Raw genomic sequence first — 11457 nt, forward strand, 5'->3', positions numbered from 1 at the left:
ATACCTCACCCCCCTCGAAATCCGAGCCAGGCTGCAACACGACTTCACCCCGGCAGCGTAAGAACCCGCTGTCCAACCGCAGGGTGGAACTTCAGACCGCGTCCAGTGGGCGGTTCTGCCGGCTCATGAGCTCGTCGACCACCGCGTCGGTGACTTTGCTGATCAGGTCCGGGCTGACCTCGACCCCGTAGATCTGGGCCAGGTGGGAGCGGATGTCGCGTACCGACATCCCCCGCGCGTACAGCGACAGGATCCGTCGTTGAAGCCCGCCAGCCGGCGCGCGTTCTTCGGTACCAGCTGCGGTTCGAAGTCGCCGTTGCGGTCCCTGGGCGCCGCGACCGTGACCGCGCCGACATTGGTGAGGACGGTCGGCACTCGACACCGGCACCCCGGCCCGATGGGTCACCGGGGACGAGGTCTACGGCCAGGATCCCACCTCGCGTGCCGAGTTGGAGGCCCGCGGTATCGGCTACGTTCTGGCGGTGTCGTGCGCCACCCGTGTGCGCATCAACGACGGACGCACCCCGGCCCGAGCCGACACGGCGGCCGCGTATCTACCCGAAGACGCCTGGCAGACCCGCAGCGCCGGGCCGGACTCAAGGGCCCGCGCGTCTACCGCTGGGCGTGGATCGCTCTCGACGTCGACGGCACGCGCCGCCAACTGCTGGTCCGTCGCAACACCGCCACCGGCGAGCGCGCGTTCTACCTGTGCTTCACCCCCGCAACCGACGCCGCTGTCGACCCTCGTGCGGGTCGCCGGGGCGCGCTGGTCGATAGAAGAGTGTTTCCAGGCCGCCAAGGGGCAGGTCGGACTTGACCACTACCAGGTCCGGCACTTCACCTCCTGGCACCGCCACATCACTCCGGCCATGCTCGCCCTGGGCGTCCTCGCCTTCCTTGTCGCCGAAGCCGCCACAGCTCCCGTAGCGTCCGGCCACCCGACGGCAGACCTGACCGCCAACGAGATCCGCCACCTGATGAACGCACTGATCCTCGACCAGCCCCGCTCACCCGCCCGGGTCCTCCACTGGTCGATATGGCGACGAACACCAGGGACGAGCCCGCCACAGTCACTACCAGCGCAGACTCGCCACCTGATCACGAAGTGCGGCTGGAGTACTAGGATGATCGGACTTTATTCATGGCCCGGGGGGTTCGCGCATCCGTGACTATTGGCCCTAGCGACGTTGCGCTGGCGGACGTACAGGCTGCGGCGGCGGGGTACCGGGTGTCTCCGTTCTTCAGGCGAACACCGCAGGCTCAGGGTGATGCCTGCCCGTGGCACCTGGTCGTCCTCGCTCCGGAGGGGGGCCAGGAGAGGGCGGCGGTGGCCTGGATCGTCGCGGACGCCATCATGCGCCACCGCTCTGGCCGCTCCACGGCCTACGACCTATGGCGATCCGCAGCCACGACCAGCACTTCACTCACGGCTACGCAGGCCCGGAGGGTGTCGGTATGCGTGCAACCGGTCTTCGGGTTGCCGACACGCCCTACGAACGCCGAGGACCATGTTCCTGGGCACGTCGGCGAGTGGCTGTGGTACCTGTTCCTCCGTGAGGAAGAGCCCCAGGGCCGGGAGGTTGCCTTCCTGGAGCCGCCGAGTTGGAGTGTGACCGAGGGCGGCGGGGACGGATTCGTCGTCCACCGGCTGACAGGGGCTCCGGACGCCTCGCTGCTGTTCCGCCTCTGGGAGATCAAGAAGTTCACCGGAGCAGGTTCCGTCAGCGGGACGATCAGTAAGGCCGCTGACCAGCTCAAGGAGCGGGGCCTGGAATATCTGGCAAAGCTCTGCAGCGCGCACGCCAACGAGCCGGGCGACATCGGCGAGCTGATGTCCCAGCTGGTAGAGCTGTGGATCCAGGCCGACCCCAGCGGCGGTGCCGGCGTGAGCGTCTCCACCAACACCGCCTCGCTGCCCAAGCGGTCCGCCTTCACGCAGGTCCCCGGCTATCTGCCTGATCTCAGACACCCGGGGCAGCTCGAAGGGCTGATCGTCGCAGTGGGCGACTTCACCAAATTCGCCGACCAGGTGAAGGAGTTCTTGTGGAGCGCACTCTGAGCCTTCCCGTCCTGCGGGAAGCCCTGGGCCCGCTGCGGACCTCAACACTCCCGAGCCCTGAGGAGCTGATGCGCCTTATCGCCGACATCGAGGTCCGCGCGATGATGAACAGGTTCGAGGTCGACGACTCCGTGCTGCGCACGGCCTGGTACCTGCACGGCGTCGCGGCCCTCCCCGAGGCAGCTGAGCTCTACAACCCGGCGCGGCAGCGGCACGCGTTCGCCGTCAGCGCTCACATCTTCGACCTTGCGCTCGCCGACACCGAGCGGCCGGCTGCCGAGCTCCTCTCCCTGGCCTTCGGCGCGCAGATCGGCTACCGGCGCTGCGATCAGGATCCGAACGCCACAGCCGTCTGGCGGCGCGTCGCCGACCTGTGCCACGGCCCGGATCCTCTGCGCCGTAGCGGTGAGGATCAGCCCCTCGCGGCCCTGGACGCCATCGAGACGCTCTCGGTGGAGGCGGGCGTGGCCTTCCTCGGCTTCGACACGGGGCGGCTGTGGGACCTGCTGCGGTACTGGCGCCGCCGGATGCGCGAGCTGCAGGCTCTCCTCGGCCTCGACGATCTGCAGGGCACCCTCTTCGGGCCCACCCAGGACGTGGTCAACGCAGTCGCCGACCTGACCAACTTTCTCGTCTTCGGCGCACACGACCGTCTGCGGCGAGCTCAGGGGGCCCTGGAGCGGGTTGTAAGCGGGCGCAGCGGCAGGGGGGACGTCAATGCGCAGTGGGTGGCTGCCCACCTGCTGCGGCTGTTGGGTGACCTCGGTGCGGGCAGTCTGCACGAGCTGCTGCCTCCCGATGCTCGGAGGGCGGTTGCCCAGGCGTTCACGCTGACGTCGCCGCCGGTGCTGACGCTGTGGCCGCCGCAGCGTGAGCTGCTCAGCCGTGGCAGTGCCAATCCGCTGGATCCATCGACGAGCCGGCTCCTGGTGAGTGTGCCGACCAGTGCCGGGAAGAGCCTGATCTCGCAGCTGATCATGTGCTCGCATCTGGCGACGGTGCCCGGGCGGGTGGTGTACGTGTCGCCGCTGCGGAGTCTTACCCGTGAGATGCGCCGTTCCCTGCGCGAGCGGTTGCGTGTGCTGGATCGGGAGTTGGATGCGGACGTTCCGGAGTTCCCCGGTGCCTGGCAGGTTCTGGGGCCAGCGGATGAGGAGCCGGCGGATGTGGAGGTCATCACCCCTGAACGCCTGATGCACAGCCTGCGCAACGACCCCGAAAAGGCGTTGAAGGACGTGACGCTGATTGTGGTGGACGAGGCCCATCACATAGCCCAAGGAAAGCGCGGGTTCCTCCTGGAGGGGTTGCTGGCGTTCTGCCAGACCTACCCGGATGCACCCCGGCTCGTGCTGCTGTCGGCCGCGGTCGGCAACGGCGCGGCACTGGCCTCCTGGCTCGCCCCCGGCGCCCCCGAGGTCCTGTTCACCTCGGCGTGGCGTGGGCCACGCCGTCTGCACGGACTGCTTTCCACCACACCCTCCTGGGACGAGCAGTCGACAACGGCCCGACCGCGCTCAGCCGACCTACCGTGGCAGACCAGTGTCCCGTTGTCGGTAGGCATCAGCCTACGTCCCGCAGAGTCCGTGACACCCATTCAGTTGTCGACCCAGCCGGTCGGCGAACTCGTCCTCAATCACCGTGCCGAGTCCAGCCTCAGGGGGTGCAAGAAGGACAAGAGCAAAAGCACGGCGGCGTACAAGATGTTCGCTGCAGCGGCAACGCTGCTGCTGCCCGCCGGCGCCATGCTGGTCGTCGCCGGGACCAAGGACCTAGCGCAGTCCACTGCCATGGCGATGGCCGAGCATCTGCCGGAGTTTGAGCCGGCCCTGGAACTCGCCCAGCTATTCGCTGAGCAACTAGGCGAGGAGCACCCCCTCGTCGGCTGCACCCGCCACGGAGTGGCGTTCCACCACGCGGCGCTTCCCGACGATGTCCTGGAGGCCGTCGAGGACGCGCTGCGCGGTGCACGCCTGCTGGCCGTGGCCAGCACCAGCACCTTGACCGACGGTGTGAACCTGCCGGTTCGCACCGTCTTGATCACCGCCCACCTCGACAGCGAGGAGACCAACCGCGGCGCCGCGTCGTACGGGCTCGATCCGGCCCGGCTGCTCAACGCCGTCGGCAGGGCAGGAAGGGCTGGCCAGGAGAGCGAGGGCTGGATCCTGCTCGCCCTAAACCGGGAGACCAGTGCGGAGGACTACAACCTATTCTCGCCCGGCAGCGAGAAGCTGCAGGTCCGCTCCGCCCTCGCCAGCCACGCGGCATTGGAGGCGCTCGCAGCCGCCGAGGCGACCATCGCCTCCAGCGCGGACGACGTCATGGCGGTGGCGCAGGGCATGGCCGCCGACTTCATCAGCTTCGTGTGGTTCGTCCTCGACGCCCACGCCCACCTGGAAGCAACCGCTCCCGACCCGCTCGGTTCGGTTGGCCGACTGCTGGCCATGCAGCAGCTTCCGGACCAGGACCGCGCGCGCTGGTACAGCCTGGCACAGACCACCCGTCATCGTTACGCGGCGACGAACCCGGCGAGCCGTCGCCGGTGGACGAGCGCCGGCACCAGCCTGCGCAGCGCCCGCACCTTGGATGGGCTGGCCAGGCGAGTGGCCCAACGCGCTGCGACCTTCGAAGGAGAGATGACCACCTTCGACATGTCGTCCGTGGTGGAACCCGGACCCGAACCCGACGAACTGACCCTGGCGGAGACCCTGCAGATCCTGGAAGAGGAGCAGGTCTACGAGGCGCTCCTTCAGCTCCCGGAGCGGGAGAAGGCCTGGCAGTTCCGCGACCGCCGCCGAGGCAGGAACCGCCAGGCGGTCCAGGTCGACCTCGCCGGGGCAATCACGCGCTGGGTCAATGGCACACCTATCCCAGCGATGGCACGGCAATGGCTGCCAAACGCAGAGATCGACTGGGCTCTGGAGCAGGCCGTCTCCAACATCAGCGTCACCTTCGAGCACTATTTGTCCTGGACAGTCGGCGCGCTCATCAACATGGCCAACGAAGAGTTGGCCCACACGTCCGCCGCTCTCCGCCTTCGGACCACCACCGCCTGGTGCCTGCGCTATGGCGTCGATACCGAACAGGCCCTCCATCTGCTCATCCACGGCGTCCGCTCCCGCACCCTCGCCTACAACGTCGGCCAGTGGGCGGCTTACGAAGACATTGCCCCCACCGACCTCGGCACGCAGCTGGCCTCTCAGCACATCCCCGGATGGCACGATCGTTTCCGGCCTACAGCCCTGGAGATCGATGACCTCCTGGAGTACGTCCGCCGACGCCGACGCAGCCTACTTCCCACCCTCCTCAAGGGGGACCCGGTCGAGTTGGAAATCGAACCCGACCTCTCGACCGAACCCACGCCCGGCAGGGTGAGTCTCGTCTGGACCAATACCAAGCCAGCCCGCGAAATCCTTATCACGGACGACCATCGCACTCGCGGCCGCATCGCCGCGAGAGACCATGCCGATGTCGCCGCCGCCCTGCGCAGCGGCTTGGTGATCGAAGCGATTCTGGAAGGAACGCGCCTACGACTCTCTCACGCGGCGGCAGACCAATAGTCCGGCGCCCTGGGACCCATCTTCATGGATAACGGCGTGACTGCCTCGGTCATCTGGCTGCGTGTGAGGTGCCACGGAAAACAGGTCTGGCCAACCCTTTGGCCTCGATCTTTTGTGACGGTTGGTCGGTTCATTCGGCGGGCCGTTTCGGCTTTCCTGGCCGGTGGTGGGCATGCCTGCGGCCCGGCTGTCGCGTCGGGTGGGCGCCGGGTTCCACGGCTCCGGCCAGAGGATGACTCGTCGGGACAGGATGTCGTTGCTGCTCAGCTGGGGTTCGGCAGGGCTTGCAGCGCTCGAACGCGGTAGTGATCGTCTCGGTCCAGGGCCAGTGGCGGGCTCTGTCGGACGACGGTTACTGGCGCCAACAGGCGGCTTGACGGTGTTTGGTGTGGTGATTTGAAGCAGACGCCGTTCCCCACTGGCGTACTCTCATTGCTGAGAGCATGCCAGTGGGGGATGTGGGGGGAGCCACCCTGCCTGATCCCCTGTTGGTGCCACATGGCCTTCTCGTCAGTCGGCGATCGGGTGGGAGACGGTGCGACGAATCGACTTGTCAAACCGGCCCAGGCGAGATTGCAGGCCTCGTCGGCTGATGCGAGCCGACCTCGTCTGAGGCGCACCGTTCATCAGGGGCGGCCGTGCCCGCCATCGTAGTGGCTGGACGGCCGTCCCCAGGACCTGACCAACTCCAGTTACCCATGGGTTAGTTGTCGCCGAAGTAGAACTCGGCGGTGACGGGTGCGTGGTCGCTCCAGCGCTCCGCATGGGAGGCTGCGCGCTCGACGTAGGCCTTGACGGCGGTGTCCGCGAGTTTCTGACTGGCCATCAGATAGTCGATTCTCCAGCGGATAGACGCCTTTTCGAAAAAGGTCCACCCGTTCGAGTGCAGCTTGTTCGAGGGTGCCTGCTGGCCTTGGCGGTAGGGGGAGGCCCATGGGCATCATGACGGTTTCGGCGCCGGTTCGGGCGGTGGTGGGTTCGCGTGTCTCGGATACGCATGGGGACGAGGGCAAGGTCTCGCACCTGGTGCAGGCGGAGTCGGCGACGCGGCACGCGGTCTCGAAGGAGTGGGAGATCGTCGGGTCCTTCGAGGACCTGGACGTCTCGGCCCAGATCACGCCGTGGAAGCGCCCCGACCTCGGGCCGTGGCTGACCGAGCGGCAGGGCGAGTGGGACGCGATGGTGTGGGCCAAGGTCGACCGGGCATTCCGCTCGGCCAAGGACTGCGCGGACATGGCGCACTGGGCGGAGGAGAACCACAAGGTCCTGGTCTTCACCGACGATGGCATCACCCTGGACTACCGGGAGGGCCGTGAGTCGTCGTTCGGCAACGAGCTGGCCAAGACCTTCCTGATGCTGGCATCGATCTTCGCCGAGATGGAGCTCAAGCGGATCAAGGCCCGCGTCACCGCCGCCCACAAACACCTGCGCAAGACCGACCGCTGGGCCGGCGGACAGCCACCGTACGGGTACCGGATCGTCGACCGCCCCGGCGGCGGGCGCACCCTGGAGCCGGACCCGGTGACGTCCGAGGCCGTGCGCTACATGGGCAAGCTCCTCCTGGAAGGCCAGAGCCAGTGGATGATCGCCACTGCCCTCGAAGCCGCCGGCTTCGACACCCCCGCGACCCACGCGTACAAGAACCAGGGCGACACCTACACCAGCAAGCGCAAGACACCACCATCGAACCACTGGAACCCCACCAGTGTGGGCAAGATCCTGCGCTCGCCGGCGACGATGGGGCTGAAGCTGACCGGCCGCTCCGTGAAGGCGCGCAAGATTGCCCGCGACGCCAAGGGTCTGCCGATCCGGATGGCCAAGCCGCTGTTCATGGATGAGGAGTGGGCCGCGATCCAGGCGGCGATGGACGAGCGCTCGGTCACGAAGGAACGATCGAACGGCGCTTCGCCCTGGCTCGGCGTGCCGCACTGCGACCGCTGCGGCGACCGGTTCTACCGGCAGGTAAACCTCGCCAAGAACGGCAAGATCTACGAGTACTACCGCTGCGCGAAGACCGCCGGCAAACCCGCCTGCAAGGGCCAGTCCGTCAAGGGCGAGCGTGTCACCGCCGCGATCAACGCCCTGGTCGAGCGCCTGGCCAGCCTGCCGATGACGGTACGAAGGTTCATCCCAGGCGAGGACCACACCGAACAGCTCAACCACGTCACCCAGGCCATGCGCGACCTGCGCGAGGAGAAACGCCGCAACCTGTTCGACTACCCCGGCGGAGACGACGAGTACTCCGAAGCTCTCGAACTCCTCGTCGACGAACGACGACGCCTCGCAGCCCTCCCACAACGCCCCTCCACCTGGGTCGACGTCGAAACTGGCGAGACCCTCGCGGATGCCTGGTTCCAGGCTAACCAGGAACACCGCCGCCAACTCCTCCTCGGCCTCAAGGCCCGCCTCTACATGACACCCGCCACCGAAGGCTGGTACCTACCCGCCGAGCTTCAAGAGCGAGAACGACAGCTGAAGTGCGTCGACGGCTCGGCGTAGGTCAGGTGATCCGGGATCGTTGCGGACCCGAGACTTCGACCTGGGCGCCAACCTCGGCCGGGTCTTCTCCTTCCAGGACGGGGTGTTCTCGTCCTGGCTCGCCAACAGCGCGCTCTACAGCCTGGTCGGCGCGGCGGTCAGCACGCTCCTGTCGGTCATGGCGGGCTTCGCCCTGGCCAAGTACCGGTTCCGCGGCCGCGAGGCGATCTTCAACGTCATCCTGGCCTCCGTCCTGATCCCGGCACCGATGTTCGCCCTGCCGCTGTTCCTGATGCTGGCCAAGCTGCACCTCACCGACACCTACTGGGCCGTCCTGCTCCCCAGCTTCGTCAGCCCCTTCGGCGTCTACCTCTCACGCGTCTACGCCTCGGCCTCCGTGCCCGACGAACTGCTGGAGGCGGCGCGCATCGACGGCGCCGGCGAGCAGCGGGCCTTCTTCCGCATCGCGCTGCCGGTGAGGTCGTCGAGGAGGGCATCGGCACGATCGGACGCCGCCTCCTGTCGGCACTGTCGCCAGCCCGCCGCCCCCGCGTCAGCACACGCAAGGTGAAGTCGCCGATCTCCCGTTACGCGGAACGGAAAGCGGACGGCCGCCCCGACACGAGCCGCACCATGACCTCCGTGACGATCACCATCCTCGGGTCCCCGCCCCCTCGCCCCGCCCTGCCTACAACCACGGCCCGCGAATTCGTCGGTGCCGGCAAGGCCGGCAACCGCATGACACGCGTCCTGGCCGTGCTACAGGAAGAGCCCGAACGACAGTGGCGGGCAAGAGAGATCGCCGAACTCCTCGGTGACGTCACCCTCGTCACCACCTACCGGCAACTCGCCCGCTGGACCGAAAAGGGCTGGTCAAGAGAGTCCGCACAGGCCGCTATGCGGCAGCCACACCATCGGCGTCCGTTGCCTTGCAACCACACTCAAACCGCTAACTACCCGGCCTTGGGGGAACTTCATGGCGGGGTTGGCCGAGGCGGTTTCGTCGGGTGTCGGGTCAGGTCCATCCGGCGGCCTTGAGGACACTGGCGGCGACGGCCGGGGGTTGCAGTTCCGTGGTGTCGATCGTGAAGTCTGCGATGGCTGCCTGGTCGAGGATCTGGTGGAGTTGGCCGGCCCGTTCCAAGTGCCAGGGCAGGGACTCGGGGTCGTTGTCGGCCTCATGGCGGCGCCGGAGCCGGGCGTGCACGACAGGAAGGTCTGCGGTCAGACGGCAGACCTGGAGCGGCACGCCGATCGCGGCCTGGTAGTTGTCACGTTCGACCGCGTTCTCGGCGACCCCGGCCAGCACGAGCCGCCGCGCACCCGCGTCGAGGCAGTTGGCGGCCAGGCCGCGTAGGTTGCGCAGCAACAGGCGGAAGTTGAACGGGTCGTCATTGGGGGCGGGCCAGGCCTGGCAGAGGCGGTCCAGGTCCATGACCGCGTGCGGCACACCGGCGCCAAGCAGAAGGTCACCAATCAGGTCGGCGACCGAGGTCTTGCCGGCCCCGACAGTGCCGGTGATCAGCAGTGCACATGGCTCCGCCCCGTTCGCGTTGTCGCGGTGGTTCATCACTACTCGCTCTACTTCATACCGTATGGGCCGATCTGTGGATTATGGCGGTTGCGATGACTCCGCGCACCAGGATTTCTGCACGTTCATCACGAAGCAGGCTCAACGGTTGCAGTCAGACGCAGCGGCGTAGTGGTAACACTAGGTGACTATTGGCGGCCAGTTGTCTCCCAGTAACTGGCCGCCCGCAGGGAATTCCACGGGTTCTGATCCACTCTCTGTGGAGCGATGACACAGGGTGACGTTCCTGTCAGTCCGCCAGGAGGATCTGGCGGCGGAGGAGATCGAAGCAGGCCCGGCCGTATCCGTCCCTCTTGATCCGTTTCACCCTGTTGACGTTGCCCTCGACCCTGCCCGAGCTCCACTCCACGGTGAGTCCGGCGGTGACGGCATCGAAGTCCTGTCGCAGGCCACGGGCCAGGCTCTGCAGCGGCTTCATCCCGGTGCACTCGGCGCGGGCGAGCCATCCGTCGAGCTTGCTGCCCTGGCGCTCGGTCATCATCTGGGCGAACTCGCGCACGCATTCTGCGATAGCTTCCAACTCCGGGCAGCGGGCCAGGAGTTGCTTGAGCTTGAGCGCCTTGCTCTCGTCGATCTTGTCGGGGTGCGCGGTGATCAGCCAGGTGGCCTTCCGGACGGTGAGCTCTTGGGGCTTGTCGGGTGCGGGTTTGCCGCGTGCGCGTACCGGGTCACCGTCTTGCGGTCCAGGCGGAGCGTCTCGGCGATGACCTGGATCTGCACGCCCTTGTCGTAGAGGGCGTGCACCGCGGCGTGGCGCTCGCGCCGCTTGATCGCGCGCAGACCCTCCACGGGCTGCGGTGCGTCGTCGTCCTTCGTGACCGTGGGTTCGGCGGTCGTGGAGGTGGTGGGTTCGGCGAGGCACTTGCGGTGCTGGGCGACGCACTTCTCGACTGCCTCGCAGAGGTTCTTCCACAGGTGGAAGCGATCGGCGACCTGCACAGCGCCAGGGCTGGCGGTGCGGACGGCCTCCGCGTAGGCGCTGGCGCGGTCCCGGCAGACGACCTCGGCACCGGGGTGCTCGCGCAGCCACGCGGCAAGCGTCTCGGCGGTGCGGTCGGGCAGGATGTCCACGCGCTCGCCCGATTCCACGTCGATCAGGATCGTGCCGTAAACGTGGCCCTTCTTGAACGCGAAGTCGTCCACGCCCAGCACACGCGGGGCAGTGCCGGACGTCTTGTCGGGAAGCCGTCGCAGCAGCCTGAGCAGGGAGTTCGGGCTGGCGGGGAGGGACAGGCGCTCTGCCAGTCGGGCCGCGGGCCGACCGGCCAACGCTAGGGCGACCTTCTCCAGTGCCTGCCGAAGCGGCGGGGTCCGCCGGGCGAAGGGCTCGGTCAGGCCGGCTATCTGTTCGACGAATGTCCTGCGAGGGCACAATGCCGCCGGGCACACGAACCGGCGGACCAGCAGGTCGATCACGGCCGATCGGCCGGCTACCGCAAGATCGGCCAGGCGCCGCCGGTAGCCGCCATGGACACGATCGGAAACCGTGCCGCACCCGGGGCAGGCCGCCTGCCGGGTCGAACTCCGCGCCGAGAAGAGCACGGTCTCGGAGGCCACGACGACCTCCTCAACGGTTGCGAGAGCCAGATGGGAGAAGGCCGTCCAGAGCGCGCTGTAGTCACACGGACGTTGATCTTCCCATGGCCAGGTGACGTACCGTCATCGCTCCACAGAGAGGATGCTGTTGGTGATCTTCACTGGTGAGAGTGAGATTGCAGTGATCGGAAGCCGCTGAGCACGCCTGCCTGTTGTCCTGGCCTGAAGGTTCGGGC

The 11457-nt window shown here is 67.5% G+C and carries 8 protein-coding genes and 1 pseudogene; 4 read left to right on the forward strand and 5 right to left on the reverse strand.

Annotated elements, in window-relative coordinates; genetic code table 11:
• Positions 1-94: 94 nt before the first annotated feature.
• A pseudogene (locus ACIRRH_RS43420) lies at positions 95-333 on the reverse strand (transposase); the annotation flags it as partial.
• Between the two features lie 994 nt (positions 334-1327).
• On the opposite strand from ACIRRH_RS43420, the gene ACIRRH_RS43425 reads away from it, so the two are divergent.
• Together ACIRRH_RS43425 and ACIRRH_RS43430 are read left to right on the forward strand one after the other, a co-directional pair.
• A complete protein-coding gene (locus ACIRRH_RS43425; protein ID WP_403078985.1) occupies positions 1328-2059 on the forward strand; it encodes a hypothetical protein in 732 nt (243 codons plus the stop codon).
• Positions 2044-5616, forward strand: coding sequence for a DEAD/DEAH box helicase (locus ACIRRH_RS43430; protein ID WP_403078987.1), 3573 nt, complete (start codon positions 2044-2046; stop codon positions 5614-5616). The genes ACIRRH_RS43425 and ACIRRH_RS43430 overlap by 16 nt, the downstream gene beginning before the upstream one ends.
• A gap of 703 nt (positions 5617-6319) precedes the next feature.
• Here ACIRRH_RS43430 and ACIRRH_RS43435 read toward each other — a convergent pair.
• A complete protein-coding gene (locus ACIRRH_RS43435; protein WP_403078989.1) occupies positions 6320-6442 on the reverse strand; it encodes a hypothetical protein in 123 nt (40 codons plus the stop codon).
• Between the two features lie 107 nt (positions 6443-6549).
• Between ACIRRH_RS43435 and ACIRRH_RS43440 the strand changes: the two genes are divergently transcribed.
• Together ACIRRH_RS43440 and ACIRRH_RS43445 are read left to right on the forward strand one after the other, a co-directional pair.
• On the forward strand, positions 6550-8115 hold the full coding sequence (locus ACIRRH_RS43440; protein ID WP_403078991.1) for a recombinase family protein: 1566 nt from the start codon (positions 6550-6552) through the stop codon (positions 8113-8115).
• 19 nt (positions 8116-8134) lie between these two features.
• The gene (locus ACIRRH_RS43445; RefSeq protein ID WP_403078993.1) at positions 8135-8665 is read left to right on the forward strand and encodes a carbohydrate ABC transporter permease; all 531 of its coding nucleotides are present in this window, start codon (positions 8135-8137) and stop codon (positions 8663-8665) included.
• A 444-nt stretch (positions 8666-9109) separates the two neighbouring features.
• Here the strand turns inward: ACIRRH_RS43445 and ACIRRH_RS43450 are convergent, their stop codons facing one another.
• From ACIRRH_RS43450 to ACIRRH_RS43460, 3 genes are all read right to left on the reverse strand, one after another.
• Positions 9110-9664 carry a hypothetical protein gene (locus ACIRRH_RS43450; RefSeq protein ID WP_403078995.1) on the reverse strand — a complete coding sequence of 185 codons (555 nt, stop codon included), beginning with the start codon at positions 9662-9664 and terminating at the stop codon, positions 9110-9112.
• 250 nt (positions 9665-9914) lie between these two features.
• Positions 9915-10283, reverse strand: a complete 369-nt coding sequence (locus tag ACIRRH_RS43455) for a transposase (protein WP_403078998.1) — start codon at positions 10281-10283, stop codon at positions 9915-9917.
• A complete protein-coding gene (locus ACIRRH_RS43460) occupies positions 10280-11242 on the reverse strand; it encodes an ISL3 family transposase (protein ID WP_403078996.1) in 963 nt (320 codons plus the stop codon). Before ACIRRH_RS43460 ends, ACIRRH_RS43455 begins: the two co-directional genes overlap by 4 nt.
• Positions 11243-11457 lie beyond the last annotated feature (215 nt).

The organism is Kitasatospora sp. NPDC101235, assembly GCF_044767505.1.
In the GTDB taxonomy this organism is placed as follows: Bacteria; Actinomycetota; Actinomycetes; order Streptomycetales; family Streptomycetaceae; genus Kitasatospora.